Genomic DNA, 14,340 nt, shown 5'->3' with positions numbered 1-14,340 from the left:
GCCGTTGAATTGCAGAGACCCGTTCATGGTTCGCATGAGGCAGGAGCAAGTGAGCAATGGCGGTTGACGTGTCCATTTCAAATCCAGGTCGCGGAACGCCGATCCTCCCCATTTTGTCGGTGAACTTTGTCGGGACACTGGGGTTTTCGATCGTCGTGCCTTTCATGGTGTTTCTGGTCGCAAAGTGGGGCGGCAACGCGATTGTCTACGGCGCACTGGCAGCCACCTATTCCGCGTTTCAGCTCATAGGCGCGCCCATTCTTGGGAAATGGTCCGATCAGGTCGGACGCCGAAAGGTACTCTTGCTGTCCCAGCTGGGGACCATGTTGTCCTGGTTCATATTTCTGCTTGCGTTTTTTCTGCCGACTGGTGCGCTGATGAGCGTCGACAACGCGCTCCTTGGGCAATTCACGCTTACGCTGCCGTTGATTGTCCTGTTCGTCGCCCGCGCGGCCGACGGCCTGACCGGCGGCAATGTATCGGTTGCCAATGCTTATCTCGCCGACATCACCGATGAAGAGCACCGCACGGAGAATTTCGGCCGGATGGCCATGTCGACAAATGCCGGCTTCATCCTCGGACCCGCACTTGCCGGACTGCTCGGCGCCACGGTCTATGCCGAAATGCTGCCGGTGATCGCCGCGCTTCTCATTTCCATCGTTGCCAGTGTCCTGATCGTCTATGGCCTGTCGGAGAGCCGGGCTGAAATACTCAAGAACAAGCCAGGCCTTGCAAACGCATGCAAGGTGTTCGGTCAGGAAACGAAGGAAGTCTATCGGCTGAAAGGCTGCACTGAAACGGCCAGGACCGATATCCTGAAATTGCCTTTCATGCCGCAACTCATGTCGGTGAACTTTCTCGTCATGCTGGGCTTCAGTTTTTTCTATATCGCCTTCCCGGTCCACGCGGCAACGCGGCTTGACTGGAGCGTCACCGATACCGGCATTTTCTTTGCGGTGCTGAGCCTTTGGATGATGCTCGTTCAAGGGCCGCTGCTGGCGCGTCTGTCCGGGAAAATATCGCAACGTGCCCTTGTTACCGGAGGCGGCCTCCTCCTTGGTCTGGGCTTCGTGTTTCTGTTGTCGAACAGCACTTGGAGTATCTACGCAGCCGCATTCTTCATTGCTCTGGGCAATGGCGTGATGTGGCCGACCTTCACTGCCGTTCTTTCCAAGTTTGCCGGCGAGCAAATGCAGGGCGCCGTACAGGGTCTTGCGAGCAGTCTGGGGGCTGCTGCAAGTATCGTCGGGCTTATATGTGGCGGACTGCTTTACACCTGGGCCGGACCCTGGGTGTTTCTTTTATCCGCAGTGATCATCGGGGCGGCAGCCTTTGTGGCAAGTTCCCTCAGACAGGTCGAACCCGTCGTTTCAGGGAGCGGGAATTAGAACCCCGACGAAATTCGTGTCTTTTCGGCTTCACCACTGATCCATGCATGAAACACCTTTGCTTCGGGACCAAGTTCCGCGCCTGCAAGGTGAAGGAGGTGGTACTGCTCGACGCCTTGTATGTGCAGTCCGGGCAGGCACGGCTTGAGGTTGTAACGTCGCACCAGATCGTCGCTTGCGGGTGGGCGGGCCAATGCCACACCTTCACCGGCAGCGGCGAACGCGAGTGCCGTGAGGGTCGTGTCGACAAACAGGGTGCGCGCGTCGGGTGGCAGCACATCCCAGCCGAACATTTGCGCCCAGTTTCTCCTGTGATCGGCAACCTCGATGACCGGATGGTTCAAGATATCCTCAAGGGCCGTAATACGCGATGCAATATCAGGATGGGCGACCGGAACAAGCCGCTCACCAAAAAGGGCGATGCCGTCCGTTCCCGGTGGGGGTGGTCCGAACGCAATCCACAAGGCTGCCTGTCTCGGGGGCGTCTCCGGGCGGCCGAGAAGGGAATAGAGCTCAATCGTCACGGACGGGTTGGCGGATATGAATTCGGGCAAACGAGGCGCAAGCCACCCGATTGAAAAAGCGAGGGAAACACCAACGACCAGTGGAGGGGCACCCGGGGCAGCCAAGGCGGCGGCGGCCGATTCCATCCGTCCCAATGCCTCGCCGACGACACCGAGAAGACTGCGCCCGGCTTCCGTCAGTGAAACGCCAGCGGCAGCACGCTTGAAAAGTGGCCGGCCCAGGTGAGCTTCGAGTGCTCGAATTTGCTGACTGACGGCAGGCGGAGACATCGCCAGTAGCTCCGCAGCGCGCGCGAAACTGCCGGTTCGCGCCGCAGCTTCGAAGACACGAAGCCAGTTAAGGGAGGGAATACGCTTTGTCATAATTCAGAGTAAGCTGAGCTTATCCTCGTGGGCAAGAGATCTGTCTTCTCAACAAAATCATTCGCTGTAGCTTGAAGCCGAAATGAGGAGGATTTCATGCTTGATCCCGGCCAGGGCTACCTGAGCGATTATCGACGGAACGGGTTTGTTGCCGGACTTCCGATCTTCACCCGTGCTGAGGTTGCGGCAATACGAAGCCGGATCGAAACACTCGAGGCAGACCACTCGGAGGGCGCTGGTGGACACGACCTGGCGCAGTTTTTCCGCGTCAACGGACATGTGGTGATCCCGTTTCTGGCCGAGCTTGCACGTACACCCGTGGTCCTGGACGCTGTTGAAGGAGTTCTCGGACCTGACCTTTTGGCGTGGTCGGTTGAACTTTTCATCAAGGAACCGGGTAGCATGAAGACAGTATCCTGGCACCAGGACATCACCTATTGGGGGATGGGCGAGACCGACGACGAGGTGACCGCCTGGATTGCGCTTTCCGACGTGTCGGTTGAGGCAGGCTGCATGCGCTTCATTCCGGGCAGCCACAAGGGCAGCATAGCTCGTCATGAAGACACGTTTGACGCCGACAACCTGCTTTCGCGAGGGCAGGCGATTGCCGGTGTCGACGAAACCAAGGCCGTGGCCGGACCGCTCCGGCCGGGTGAGATGTCGCTCCATCACGGCCGATGTTTTCATGCGTCCGGTGTCAATTACAGTTCCGACCGCAGGATCGGTCTGGCCATTCGCTACGTGACGCCTGCAGTTCGCGATCACGCGCCTGGGCGGGATTGGGCGCTGCCTGTGCGTGGAGAGATTCCCGCCGGCGGCTGGGATTGTCTTGCGGGTCCGCGTGCACTTTTCCACCCGGCTGACCTTGCACTTTACGATCGTATACTTGCAGGGCAATCTGCCACCTTGTCCGAAGGCGCAGAACAAAGTGTCGGCATGTACGCAAAAGGAGAGGCCAAGTGAGCCAGACTGTCAGCTTCACCGCCATGAAGGACGGTACCCGTGAGGATTATGAGCTTCTCGAGCGGCTTGAAAAGCCGTTCCTCGCGCTGACCGCGGACCGAGTGCTTGAAGAACTCAGGCGCGCCGGAGATGCGACGCTCGAGGGATACAAGATCACCCGCCTGGAGCACGGGCTTCAGTCCGGCACACGTGCCCTCAGGGACGGCGTGGATATCGACTGGGTCGTCGGCGCGCTCCTGCATGATGTCGGTGACGGTCTTGCGCCGCAAAACCATGACAAGATGTCAGCGGAGGTGATCCGCCCATTCGTGCGTTGGGAGGTCGCCTGGACCGTCGAACACCACGGGATCTTCCAGACGCTTTACTTCGGCCATCACTATGGATGGGACCGCAATGCGCGAGATCGTTACCGCGATCATCCGCTGTTTGAGACATGCGCCACGTTCTGCGACCAATGGGACCAGTCGAGTTTCGATCCGGATTATCCATGCGAACCTCTGGAGACATTCGAGCCAATGGTGCGGGAGGTCTTTTCCCGCAAGGCTTACGATCCCGTTGTGATCCGCGAAAACGAGGTGACGGGTCTGCCCGCCAGATTCAAGGCCGATTGACAATCGGACAACCTGGAAAGTTGACCTGACATGAAGAGGATTTACGACTTCAGCCGGACGCCGGCGAAGCGCAACTACACTGTTGCGGATTTGCGTGCGCTCAAGGGATCGGGACGCACACTCTCCATGGCCAATCCGGCAAACAACGACGAGCTGCAGGCCTGCGTCGAGGCCGGCATCGACCTGTTTGTCGTCGGTGCCGACCAGATGACAGATGTTCGCCGGATCGCGCCGCATCATTTCACCGGGGCTGGGTCGACCTGGGCTCAGTTCGGATCGGAGGATGAAATCGTCGCCCACGCCTATGAGACCATGCGCGACGGCGCCGACATGTACTATACGCTGCGGTCCTTCGATGTCATGGAGCGCATGGCCCGGGAGGGCATCCCGGTGCAGAGCCACATAGGTCTCATTCCGACCTTCAGCCATCATTGCGGCGGTCTTCGTGCCTGGGGCCGGACGGCCGATGAGGCCATGAAGATCTACGAGACGCTCAAGCGGATGGAAGACGCAGGCGTATTTGCCGTGGAAGCGGAATGCATCGCCGAGGAAGTTCTGGCAGCTGTGAACGAAAAGACCACAATCGTCACCTTTTCACTTGGATCGGGAAATGCTGGCGATGCCATCTTTTCGTTTGTCGCCGACATCTGCGGCGAGGCAAGCGAAGAAGATACGCCTCCAAAACATGCTTATGCCTTCGGCAATGTCGGCCGCCTGCACAGGCAAATCCATGAAGAGCGTGTTCGCTGCCCTCGGCAGGTTCCACGAGGAAGTCACGGCCCGGAAATTCCCTTACGCCGAAACGAATGTGAGCATGCGTACCGGCGAGCTGGAGAAGTTTCTGGAAACGCTCGACAAATGGACGCCAACGCACCGGTGAGGCTGCGCGGATGGCATAACTGTCTCAGTCGGCTTCCACGCTTGCGATCAACAACGGGATCCTGTCGAGAGCCGTGTCGATAAATGCGCGCACGGCCGGGCGCATCAGGCGTTGTGGCTGGTAGACGAGATTGACCGGAACCTGTCGCGCAAACCAGCCGGTGGCGACCCGGAACAATCGGCCATTTTTCACTTCCTGTGCAGCAATCAGCTCCGGAAGCACAGTGACAACGTCACTGGATAACGCGGCGTCGCGCAGCAGCCAGGGGTTCATGCAAACCAGGCGGGGCTTTACGGTGAGAAGGCGCTTTTCGCCGTCTTGCGATACCAGTTGCAAAGATGGTTCAGCTTTCATGCCCCTGTGCAGCAGGGCAACGGATTGCTGCTCAAGGTTTTCTACATCGACTTGCGGTGCGCCACTGCGTCGGTAAAGTGCGGCGCGAACGCTGCCGAGATTTCTGGCGACAAGCGATTCATCGACGATCGGACCGACGCGGATCGCCGCGTCATAGCCATCTTCGACGATATTCGTGTGCGTGTCTGAAAGGTCAATCTGCAGATCGCAGTCTGCGTAGGTATCGAGAAATGCGGATACGATCGGTCCCAAAAGTGCCTGTCCGAATATGGATGGTGTTGTAATCCGGACGGTGCCGACGGGGGCATCGCGCATTGAGGACAGCGACCGTTCGACGGCATCGACTTCGGCAACCATGCGCTCGGCATGGTTCACGGCGAGAACCCCCGCCTCGGTTGGGCGCACCATGCGCGTCGTCCGTTCAAACAAACGCAAACCTGCCCGGTCTTCCATGCGCATTAGGCGCCTGCTCACTGTCGCAGGCGGAATGGCGAGGGCTTTTGCGGCTTCGGCGAAACTCAGCTTCTTGTGCAGTTCGACGAGAATGCGCGCGTCAACGAGGTCTTCGATAATCATTTCATTTTCGTCATTAATACGATGCATTTGCGGCCGCTAGTCGCATCAGTGCATCAATCTATATCGCGTCTTGAGCTTGTCTCACAAGGCGCAAGAAGTTGCGGACAGTCAGGCTCTCAAATCCATCCGGCGCGGCTACAGGTCTTAAGCCGCCCGCAAGAAGCAGGAGTACTTGAATGGCCCTTCCTTCGTCCGAATTGACACCCGACAACTGCGTTTTCGTCATGATCGATCACCAGGTCGGTCTGATGCAATTTCTGTCGTCCATCGATCCGATGCTGCTAAAGAACAAAATTCTCGGTCACGCCAAGACGGCAAAGGCGCTGAATATTCCTGTCGTCATGGGCACAAGCTGGCCACTTGGGCCGAATGGTCCAACCATGCCGGAGCTGACCGCGCTTTTTCCGGAAGTGAGTGTCGTCGATCGGCCGTTCGTCAATTTCTGGAACGATGAAACGTCCCGCAAAGCGGTCGAGGCAACAGGCCGCAAGAAGTTGGTTATCTCCGGGCTCGCCACTGAAGTGTGCGCCGCTTTCCCGGCTCTTGCCGCCTTGCGCGACGGGTACGAAGTCTACGTGGTCATGGATGCAAGTGCCGACTTCAATCCGTTCATTCAGGACGTTACAATGACGCGGCTTGCGTCGGCAGGCGTGATCGTGACGACCTGGGTCGCGGTGCTGGCCGAACTTGCTGCCAACACGGAGATCAACGGGAAGCACATCGGGCGATTGCTGAGTGAACACATGGGTCAGTATCAGGCATCGATGAACAACTTCCTAGGCACTGCGCAGAATGCAGAGGCTGTGCGCGCGGGGGTCGGGTTGATTGGCCATCCGCCGATTCCAATGGCGATGGACTAAATCGAGGAAATCGGGCTGCGCGTTTCTCAGGTGAAAGGCCAGGGTTCAGAAAGTGGTTCGAAAGTAACGCGCAGTGCCTAAGCGAACGGATCGTTCCGGCCCCGGGCGTCAACATGCCCTGGGCCAGGCGCATGCCGATTGGTCCGCCTTAAGGGCCGGCTCAGATATAGTCAAATGCCCACTCATTGTAACCTTGCGCGCCTCGATACCAAAGCACGCGGTCCGTTTCGTTTTCGTCATGATTCCAGCGCTGCGTTCGACCCGTGTTCATCGCGTCGCGAACCAGTGCGCGTCTTCTCTGGCTGAGCAGGATTGCCTTTGTAAGCTCTTGCTCGTCCCACTTTCTGTTCACCTCTACGCAAAAACCGCCCAGCAGTTTTTGGTGATCCGGCGACGCGGCGAGGTTAGTTCTTTCTTCCGGGTCGTCCGCCAGATCGAACAACATCGTTCCGTCGTGGGATGAATAGATGAACTTGTAGTTCCCACGCCTGATCATGAAAATCGGCACAGGCGTCGCCTCTGCCAGGTATTCCGCATAGACCGTTCGCTGAGATTGGGTATCGCCACGGTCCAGCAGGGACGTCAGGTCAATACCTTCAAGGGGTTCGATAGCAGCCGGGGTCCCGGCAAGACCCTTGAGTGTCGGCACCAAATCGACAAGCGACGCCAGTTCACTGACGCGCTGCGCCTTAATCCAGGGTGCGTAGACAATGAGCGGCACCCGCATCGCTTTTTCGAAAAAGTGCTTCTTGAACCACATGCCGCGTTCACCAAGCATTTCACCATGGTCTGAGGTAAAGACAATGGCCGTATTTTCCCTGGCGCCTGTTTCCTCAAGTGCCTGGAGGAGCCTGGATATCAGGCTGTCGAGGTAGCTGATGGATCCGTAATAGGCGCGGATCGCCCGACGGACATCCGCGTCGCTGAAGCGGATGCCGAGCATGCCAAAGTCATTCAAGAGCCGCGCGGAGTGCGGGTCATGCTCCTGAGCGGAAAGCGCGGGGACTTTCGGCATCGGAATGTCTTTGTCTTCGTAGAGGTCCCAGAACTCCTTGCGGCAGAGATAGGGCTCATGCGGGTGCGTATAGGAGACTTGCAGAAAGAAGGGGCGCTTATCGTCTGAGCGCGCCATGTCGAAGATGTGCTGCACCGCCTTGAAGGTGACTTCCTCGTCATAGTCGATCTGAACCGAGCGCGCGCAAATGCCGGCAATCCGCACGGCCCGATCGTCGTTCGTGTCCCGTTTGCCTTCGTTGTTCCAGTTCGGCACCCAGGCGAAATCGGCGGGGTAAAGGTCCGCTGTCAGGCGTTTTTCAAAGCCGTGAAACTGATCGGGGCCTATGAAGTGCATCTTGCCGGAAAGAGCTGTCTGGTAACCCGCCACTCTCAGATAATGGGCGTAGGTCGGAATTTCTGCCGAAAACTCAGCCGCGTTGTCATATGCACCGACTGCGGAGCAAAGCTGCCCTGTCGCCATGGAAAACCGCGAGGGAGCGCAAAGCGGAAAGTTGCAGTAGGTGTTTTCAAACACCACACCTTCTTCAGCGAGTGCGTCCAGCGTTGGTGCGTGACAGATCTTGTCGCCGTACGCTCGAAGGGCGAAAGCCGTAAGCTGATCGACCTGGACAAACAGTATGTTCGGGGGCTTCGTCATTTTCATTTGCGAACCAGTGTTCTGACCGCCCCGACCGGACCGGTTTCATACCATTTCTGATGGTTGCGTGCGCGCGACGAGGTGCCAAAGCTCTGCGAGACACGATCAATCACGATTGCCAGGAAGACGATGCCAAGGCCGCCGACCGTTGCCAGACCCATGTCCAACCGGCCAATTCCCCGTAGCACCATCTGTCCAAGTCCGGTGACGGAAATCATGGAGGACACCACCACCATCGACAGAGCCATCATGATCGTTTGATTGACGCCTGCCATGATTGTCGGCATCGCGAGCGGAAGTTCGACCTTGTAGAGGGTCTGCCGGTTTGAAGCGCCAAAGGCGCGGGCAGCCTCAACCATGTCGGGCCGGACCTGCCTGATCCCAAGATTGGTCAGGCGCACGACCGGTGGCAGCGCATAGATGAATGTCACGATCACGCCCGAAACGTTGCCGATGGAAAACAGCATTACGATCGGCACGAGATAGACGAAGGAGGGAATGGTCTGCATCAGATCGAGCAACGGCTGCAGGACCATCCAGAATCGGTCTCGTTTGGCGGCGATCACCCCAAGGGGGATGCCGATCAACGAGCAGAAAACGACGCAAGTCAGAACGATGGAGAGCGTTGTCATGCTCTCTTCCCAGGCGCCCATCAGTCCGATGGCGGTCATGCAGGCTGCCGCGATAAGGCCGAGTTTGCGGCCTCCTGCCTGCCAGGCAATCAAGATGATGATTGCCAGAACGAGTAGGTCCGGTGCCTGTGTCAAACCGTCCTCAAGCGCCGTCAGAACGAGGTCGAACGGCACCTTGATTGCCTGGAAAATGAACCGGAAATTCACGACCACCCATTGCAGGGCGCTTTCGACCCACGTGCCGACCGGTATCCATTCCGTGTCAAAGATGTTCCATAGATCCATGACCGTTCCCCTATCCCCGCAACGCGGTCAGCGCGGCCTTGATGGTGATGAGCCCGACAGGCGCTTTCTCCGGGTCGACAACCGTGACCGGAGACTGATCATCCATGAAGTTGTCGATAATCTCGCCGAGTTCCGCATCGGTGCGCACGTGTTTCGGCGTATGTGCGCGGCCATTCATCGGTTCCATGATTGTTTCCGCGCGCACGAGACTCACGCGGCTGATGCCCTTGACGAAATCCGCGACGTAGTCGTCGACCGGGTTCGTGACGATCTCTTCGGGTGTGCCGATCTGGACGATTTCCCCATCATTCATGATGGCGATATGGTCTCCCATCCGGATGGCCTCATCGAGGTCATGAGTGATGAACAGTGTTGTCTTGTCCATATGGGTCGACAGATTGAGAAACTGATCCTGGAGCTGGCGCCGGATCAGCGGATCAAGTGCAGAGAACGGTTCGTCCATCAAAAGGATTTCAGGATCAGCCGCGAGCGCACGCGCCAGTCCGACACGCTGCTGCATGCCGCCGGACAACTGGTCCGGATAATGGTCGATCCAGCCGCTGAGCTCCATGGCCGCCAGTGCCGCCTCTGCTGACTTTCGACGCTCCGGGAGAGCGACACCGCGCACCTCGAGGCCAAAGCCGACGTTCTCGCCCAGGGTCCTGTGAGGCCAAAGGGCCATGTGCTGGAACACCATGCCGATCGTCTCGGCGCGCAACTGGCGCAGAGCATCCTCTGCCATCGTGTCGACGCGCCTTCCGGCGACGTGGATCTCTCCCGATGTCGGTTCGATCAGTCTGTTGACGTGGCGGACCAACGTGGATTTACCGGATCCGGACAGGCCCATGATGCAGAAGATTTCGCCCTTGCTGACGGAAAAACTCGCATTGCGTACGCCGAGGACGCAGCCAAACCGGTCACGAACCTCATCCTTGGACAACCCCTCGGTAAGAACCGCTTTCATGGCCTCGTCCGAGCGTTTGCCGTAGATTTTCCACAAATCCCTGCATTCGATCTGCGCTTCGCTCATCACGCATTCCCTCTGGCAAAAAAATGGCGCGGCATTTGCCGCGCAGGGAAAAGGGGAAAGGCTTTCAGTTCGCCTCGGCCGCTTGCTGCACCCATCCGTCGAACTCCGCCTGGTTCGCAGCGACCCAGTTCTCGGCATGCCGGCGGAAATCATCAAGCGAGTTTTCGCCGTCCCGCAGTTTGACCTGGGCGGCGTTCACGGCGGAAATCGGGATCTCGACGAGCTCGAAGAATTTGGCCGCAGCGGGATTATCCTCCAGAAACTGATTGTTGGCGACGATGTAGACGTCGTTCACGGCAAAGCCGGCATCAAACTCACCGTCGGCTGGAACACCAATCTGTACGACGTCGGTCCCGGGGACCAGAACATCGCTGATCCAGTTGGTTGTCCAGGTGTAGTAGAGGATCGAGCCGCCCTCGTTGTAGCGCGTGATCGTGTCCGCCATGATGGCGAAATAGCTGCCCTGATCATGCTGGACGGTGTCACGCAATTCGTATTCGTCGAGGTGGTTCTCGATCGCCAGTTCGCATCCCCAGCCCGGATTGCAGCCTGAAAGGTTTGCGCGCCCGTCACCGTCGCTGTCGAAAATGGCGCTTTTGGCGGGATCCTTGAGCTGGCCAATATCGCTGATGCCCTCCGCTTCAGCTGTTTTCTTGTCGATAAAATAGCCCTGGCCAGCGCCTGTGATCGACGCATTCACGCGGGTCATGACGGCTTCGCCGCCAGACTTGTCGAAGAAGTCGTTATGAAGCGGTTTCCAGTGGTTGAATGTGTAGTCCGCATCCCCGGAGGCAACGGCGAGGTGAACAGCAGGGAAGTCTGCTTCCAGGGTTTCCTCGACCTCATAGCCGAGTGCCTCGAGCCCCAGCTGCACGACCATATGCTGGAACCAGGCATTTGCCGGAGATCCTTTGATCGGTGAAACCGAGATGCCTTTGCCTGGCAGATCCTGTGCCGAAGCCGGCAAGGCGCACGCCAGCGCTGTTGCGAATGTCAGTAGCGAAAGCTGTCTCATGTTTTCCTCCCAAGCATGCGATGAAGCCGCTCATCGGCAACATGTTGGGTCTATGCGTCCGGTTTGTGAAGTTCCAAAATCCGGTTCAATCTGTTAACCTGAGTGTTATGGGAAATTTGCGCCAAACTCTGGCAAAATTACCGCATCTCATTACGTTTGAAGTTGTTTGCAGAAGCGAAAACTTTACACGAGCGGCAGAAGCACTCGGCATCACCAGAGTGTCCGTTAGCCGGCAGATTGCCGAGCTGGAAGAGCAGCTTGGCGTCCGGCTGTTTCACAGAAGTCATCGGAAGGTGGTGCTGACGCAAACCGGACGCATTCTGGAAGCCGAAGTCTGTCCTGCTCTCCATCAGATTGCCAGCGCTTTGAACAACGTGTCCGCCGTAAAGGGACGCGCGCGGCTGACGGTCACGACGACGTCGGCCTTTTCCACTTACTGGCTCATGCCCCGTCTGGTGAATTTCAATAATCTTCATCCGGATCTTGAGCTCAATCTCGTCGTTTCCGATCGAAAACTCGACCTTGCGGCCGAAGGCGTCGATGTCGCGATCCGCTATGCACAGAGCCCACCTCCCTGGGACAAAGTCACAAGGCTGATGCGTGAGCGTATCTTTCCCGTTGTCAGTCCGAAATATGTGGCGCGTACCGCTCTCAGCTCAGCGCAAGACCTGTTAAGCGAAAATCTCCTGCACCTTTCCGGGATCTACCGCCCGGGCGCCCGTTGGCCAAACTGGTTCCGCCGTAATGGACTGCATGCGCCTCCAGAGGCAAGCGGTGTCGTGATGAACACCTACATCAACATGCTTCAGGCAGCGATCGCAGGGCAGGGTATCGCGCTTGCAGGGTATCCGCTCGTGGATTCCTATCTGGCGGATGGATCACTCCTGAAACTTGACGGATTTCTGGAACTTGACCGGGATTTCTTCTACCTGATCGACACAACGAAGAACCGCACGGATGCCCGGCTGTTCGCGGACTGGATCGTTGCCGAGACACAAACACTGTCAGACGTCAGCTCTTAGGTGGCGTCCCCGGCCTGCCTTTGGAGAGTTCGGTAATAGCGACGACGGATGGCGCCGATCTGCACTCTCACCGCTCAGTGAGTTTCAATTCGATGCGGCGGTTCTTGGCGAGGATATCCGTGCTGTCGCCTTCTTCCAGTGGCTGGAATTCGCCGAAGCCTGCCGCAACAAGGCGTTTCGGATCAACGCCCTTCTCGATGAGGTAGCGCACCACGGAAATCGCGCGCGCGGCGGAAAGTTCCCAGTTATTGCGCAAACGGCCTGCGCCGGAAAGCGGTCTGGCGTCGGTATGGCCGTCGACACGCAGGACCCAGTTGATCTCGTCGGGGATCTGCGCGCTCAGTTCCTGAATGGCGTCGGCAAGTTTGTCGAGTTCCTGCTCCCCGGCCGGGTTGATGTCCTCCGAACCGGAATCGAACAGAACCTCGGACTGGAACACGAAGCGGTCGCCGACAACCGAGATGTCGGACCGCTGTGAGAGGATTTCTCGCAACCGGCCAAAGAAGTCGGACCTGTAGCGAGAAAGTTCCTGCACGCGCTGAACGAGCGCCGCATTCAGGCGCCGTCCAAGACTGGCAATCTTGGCCTGACTTTCTTCTTCCTTTGCCTCGGACGCTTCCAGCGCCGCGTTCGCAGCGGCAATCTGGCGCCGGAGCGCCGCGATCTGCTGGTTGAGAAGTTCGACCTGTGCGAGCGCTTCCTGGCTGACCTGACGTTCGTCATCAAGAAGGTTTTCCAACCGTGCCGCGCGGCCACCGGCCGCATCTGCAGCGCCTGAGCTGCTGTCAAGCAGACCGAGAAGACGGCTTTGCTCGGCTTCGGCATCGGACAGGCTGGCCTGAAGTCCGAGGATCGTGTCTTCCAGCTCACCGGAGGAAGCACGTTCCAGCGCGAGCAGCTCGGTCAATTCGCTGATCTGGGCGTTGAGCCGGTTGAGCACGGTGTCCCGCCCGGAAAGCTGCTGGGACAGGAAGAACTGCGCGATCATGAAGATCGACAGGAGGAAAATGATGACGAGCAGGAGCGTCGCCATCGCATCGACGAAACCGGGCCAGTAATCCGTTGTCTGAGCGCGGCGGCGGGCGCGCAATCCGGCGGCCATCGCTGGTTACTCCTTCGCGCGCTCGAAGGCGGCTGAGATTGACGTCAGCAAACCTTCAATCCGCTTTTGCTGCTCTCCCTGGGCTTCCGCCCAGTCGCGCATCATCTGCTGCTCGGAGCGCACATGCTTCACCAACCCCTGGATACCTTCGGCAAGGTTTGCCATGGCCTGAGCCGCGTTCTTGCTGCCGCCGTCCTCGATGCTTTTCTGCAGCGACTGGATGGAGGCCTGGATCTGTTCGACGCCAGGGGCATCCGGTGCATTGAAGAGCCCGTCTTCCGGATCGATATCCGTCACGGTGGAGAGCCAGTCTTCGAGTTCGTTATAGAACCTGTTCTGGGCCTGGCCTGCCTGCAGATCGAGAAACCCGAGAATGAGCGATCCTGTCAGCCCGAACAGGGAGGAGGAAAACGCTGTGCCCATGCCGGAAAGGGGGGCTTCAAGCCCGGCTTTCAGGTCTTCGAAAATGACATTGGCATCACCCGATCCGACATCGAGCGACTGGATCGTCGCGCCGACGGAACTCACCGTCTGCAGCAGGCCCCAGAATGTACCGAGCAGGCCAAGAAACACGAGAAGACCCGTCAGATAGCGCGACATCTCGCGCGATTCCTCAAGCCGCATGCCGATAGAATCGAGGATGGATCTTGCCGTTGTTGGCGTCAGCGCCATGTCCCCGGCCTTGTTGCCGAGTAGCGCTGCCATCGGCGCCAGCAGAACCGGTGAGCGCGTGTCGAGCGCCGGATCACCGATACGGAAACTGTTGACCCAGGCGATTTCCGGAAACAGCCGGATAACCCTGCCGAACAGCAACATAACGCCGAAAGCGCCGACAAAGACGATCAAACCGTTGAGCCCGGGATTGCTCAAAAAGGCGGTCGAGATCTGCGGGAACAGGATGAAGGCGATGAAGGCAACGATCACCAGAAAGATGATCATGAAGGTCAGGTAAGCCCTCGGGCTGGACAGGCTGTAAGGGTCGAATTCACGGGCCATATTGCGCAATCAATCACCTTATGCAGAGGTAACCCATTGATAGCGTGATTTTTCGCACCTTGGAAACCTCTTATCGCGGTCGGGG

14 protein-coding genes are annotated in these 14,340 nt (G+C 58.3%); 6 read left to right on the top strand and 8 right to left on the bottom strand.

What is annotated here, in order from left to right; genetic code table 11:
- Positions 1-56: 56 nt before the first annotated feature.
- On the top strand, positions 57-1,388 hold the full coding sequence (locus Q0915_RS28050) for an MFS transporter (RefSeq protein ID WP_299482963.1): 1,332 nt from the start codon (positions 57-59) through the stop codon (positions 1,386-1,388).
- Here the strand turns inward: Q0915_RS28050 and Q0915_RS28045 are convergent.
- Positions 1,385-2,275 carry a LysR family transcriptional regulator gene (locus Q0915_RS28045; RefSeq protein WP_299482966.1) on the bottom strand — a complete coding sequence of 297 codons (891 nt, stop codon included), beginning with the start codon at positions 2,273-2,275 and terminating at the stop codon, positions 1,385-1,387. The genes Q0915_RS28050 and Q0915_RS28045 overlap by 4 nt on opposite strands.
- A gap of 96 nt (positions 2,276-2,371) precedes the next feature.
- Here Q0915_RS28045 and Q0915_RS28040 point away from each other — a divergent pair, with 96 nt between their 5' ends.
- Genes Q0915_RS28040 through Q0915_RS28030 form a run of 3 tightly spaced genes read left to right on the top strand, consistent with a single transcriptional unit; the run spans position 2,372 to position 4,812 of the window.
- Complete coding sequence (locus tag Q0915_RS28040; protein ID WP_299482969.1) at positions 2,372-3,238, top strand: phytanoyl-CoA dioxygenase family protein; 867 nt, start codon at positions 2,372-2,374, stop codon at positions 3,236-3,238.
- Positions 3,235-3,849 carry an HD domain-containing protein gene (locus Q0915_RS28035; protein WP_299483020.1) on the top strand — a complete coding sequence of 205 codons (615 nt, stop codon included), beginning with the start codon at positions 3,235-3,237 and terminating at the stop codon, positions 3,847-3,849. The genes Q0915_RS28040 and Q0915_RS28035 overlap by 4 nt, the downstream gene beginning before the upstream one ends.
- 30 nt (positions 3,850-3,879) lie before the next feature.
- Entirely contained in the window at positions 3,880-4,812 is a 933-nt protein-coding gene (locus Q0915_RS28030; RefSeq protein WP_299483045.1) for a 3-methyl-2-oxobutanoate hydroxymethyltransferase, read from the top strand.
- Here the strand turns inward: Q0915_RS28030 and Q0915_RS28025 are convergent.
- Positions 4,754-5,659 carry a LysR family transcriptional regulator gene (locus Q0915_RS28025; protein WP_299483048.1) on the bottom strand — a complete coding sequence of 302 codons (906 nt, stop codon included), beginning with the start codon at positions 5,657-5,659 and terminating at the stop codon, positions 4,754-4,756. The two genes, Q0915_RS28030 and Q0915_RS28025, sit on opposite strands and share 59 nt — an antisense overlap.
- A gap of 176 nt (positions 5,660-5,835) precedes the next feature.
- Here Q0915_RS28025 and Q0915_RS28020 point away from each other — a divergent pair, with 176 nt between their 5' ends.
- Complete coding sequence (locus tag Q0915_RS28020; RefSeq protein ID WP_299483053.1) at positions 5,836-6,519, top strand: isochorismatase family protein; 684 nt, start codon at positions 5,836-5,838, stop codon at positions 6,517-6,519.
- A 160-nt stretch (positions 6,520-6,679) separates the two neighbouring features.
- On the opposite strand, the gene betC is transcribed toward Q0915_RS28020, so the two are convergent.
- The 4 genes from betC to proX all read right to left on the bottom strand — a co-directional run bounded on the left by betC (position 6,680) and on the right by proX (position 11,135).
- Positions 6,680-8,173 carry a choline-sulfatase gene (betC, locus tag Q0915_RS28015; RefSeq protein WP_299483056.1) on the bottom strand — a complete coding sequence of 498 codons (1,494 nt, stop codon included), beginning with the start codon at positions 8,171-8,173 and terminating at the stop codon, positions 6,680-6,682.
- Between the two features lie 2 nt (positions 8,174-8,175).
- Entirely contained in the window at positions 8,176-9,090 is a 915-nt protein-coding gene (locus Q0915_RS28010; protein ID WP_299483059.1) for an ABC transporter permease subunit, read from the bottom strand.
- A 10-nt stretch (positions 9,091-9,100) separates the two neighbouring features.
- On the bottom strand, positions 9,101-10,120 hold the full coding sequence (locus Q0915_RS28005; protein WP_299483062.1) for a betaine/proline/choline family ABC transporter ATP-binding protein: 1,020 nt from the start codon (positions 10,118-10,120) through the stop codon (positions 9,101-9,103).
- Between the two features lie 64 nt (positions 10,121-10,184).
- Entirely contained in the window at positions 10,185-11,135 is a 951-nt protein-coding gene (gene proX / locus Q0915_RS28000) for a glycine betaine/L-proline ABC transporter substrate-binding protein ProX (protein WP_299483065.1), read from the bottom strand.
- Positions 11,136-11,242: 107 nt separating this feature from the next.
- Here proX and Q0915_RS27995 point away from each other — a divergent pair, with 107 nt between their 5' ends.
- A complete protein-coding gene (locus Q0915_RS27995; RefSeq protein WP_299483068.1) occupies positions 11,243-12,157 on the top strand; it encodes a LysR substrate-binding domain-containing protein in 915 nt (304 codons plus the stop codon).
- A gap of 67 nt (positions 12,158-12,224) precedes the next feature.
- Here Q0915_RS27995 and Q0915_RS27990 read toward each other — a convergent pair whose 3' ends face one another.
- Together Q0915_RS27990 and Q0915_RS27985 are read right to left on the bottom strand one after the other, a co-directional pair.
- The gene (locus Q0915_RS27990) at positions 12,225-13,259 is read right to left on the bottom strand and encodes a peptidoglycan -binding protein (protein WP_299483071.1); all 1,035 of its coding nucleotides are present in this window, start codon (positions 13,257-13,259) and stop codon (positions 12,225-12,227) included.
- Between the two features lie 6 nt (positions 13,260-13,265).
- On the bottom strand, positions 13,266-14,255 hold the full coding sequence (locus tag Q0915_RS27985) for a flagellar motor protein MotA (protein WP_299483420.1): 990 nt from the start codon (positions 14,253-14,255) through the stop codon (positions 13,266-13,268).
- Positions 14,256-14,340 lie beyond the last annotated feature (85 nt).

It is taken from the genome of uncultured Roseibium sp., from assembly GCF_947494555.1.
Classification (GTDB): domain Bacteria; phylum Pseudomonadota; class Alphaproteobacteria; order Rhizobiales; family Stappiaceae; genus Roseibium.
Note: the sequence above shows the minus strand (reverse complement) of the source record. Positions and strands in the feature narration are given on the sequence as shown.

Bases quoted from the DNA above. Each gene is read 5' to 3' on its own strand.
- Q0915_RS28050 (WP_299482963.1), top strand. From the start codon at position 57: ATGGCGGTTGACGTGTCCATTTCAAATCCAGGTCGCGGAACGCCGATC.
- Q0915_RS28045 (WP_299482966.1), bottom strand. From the start codon at position 2,275: ATGACAAAGCGTATTCCCTCCCTTAACTGGCTTCGTGTCTTCGAAGCT.
- Q0915_RS28040 (WP_299482969.1), top strand. From the start codon at position 2,372: ATGCTTGATCCCGGCCAGGGCTACCTGAGCGATTATCGACGGAACGGG.
- Q0915_RS28030 (WP_299483045.1), top strand. From the start codon at position 3,880: ATGAAGAGGATTTACGACTTCAGCCGGACGCCGGCGAAGCGCAACTAC.
- Q0915_RS28025 (WP_299483048.1), bottom strand. From the start codon at position 5,659: ATGATTATCGAAGACCTCGTTGACGCGCGCATTCTCGTCGAACTGCAC.
- Q0915_RS28020 (WP_299483053.1), top strand. From the start codon at position 5,836: ATGGCCCTTCCTTCGTCCGAATTGACACCCGACAACTGCGTTTTCGTC.
- betC (WP_299483056.1), bottom strand. From the start codon at position 8,173: ATGACGAAGCCCCCGAACATACTGTTTGTCCAGGTCGATCAGCTTACG.
- Q0915_RS28010 (WP_299483059.1), bottom strand. From the start codon at position 9,090: ATGGATCTATGGAACATCTTTGACACGGAATGGATACCGGTCGGCACG.
- Q0915_RS28005 (WP_299483062.1), bottom strand. From the start codon at position 10,120: ATGAGCGAAGCGCAGATCGAATGCAGGGATTTGTGGAAAATCTACGGC.
- proX (WP_299483065.1), bottom strand. From the start codon at position 11,135: ATGAGACAGCTTTCGCTACTGACATTCGCAACAGCGCTGGCGTGCGCC.
- Q0915_RS27995 (WP_299483068.1), top strand. From the start codon at position 11,243: ATGGGAAATTTGCGCCAAACTCTGGCAAAATTACCGCATCTCATTACG.
- Q0915_RS27990 (WP_299483071.1), bottom strand. From the start codon at position 13,259: ATGGCCGCCGGATTGCGCGCCCGCCGCCGCGCTCAGACAACGGATTAC.
- Q0915_RS27985 (WP_299483420.1), bottom strand. From the start codon at position 14,255: ATGGCCCGTGAATTCGACCCTTACAGCCTGTCCAGCCCGAGGGCTTAC.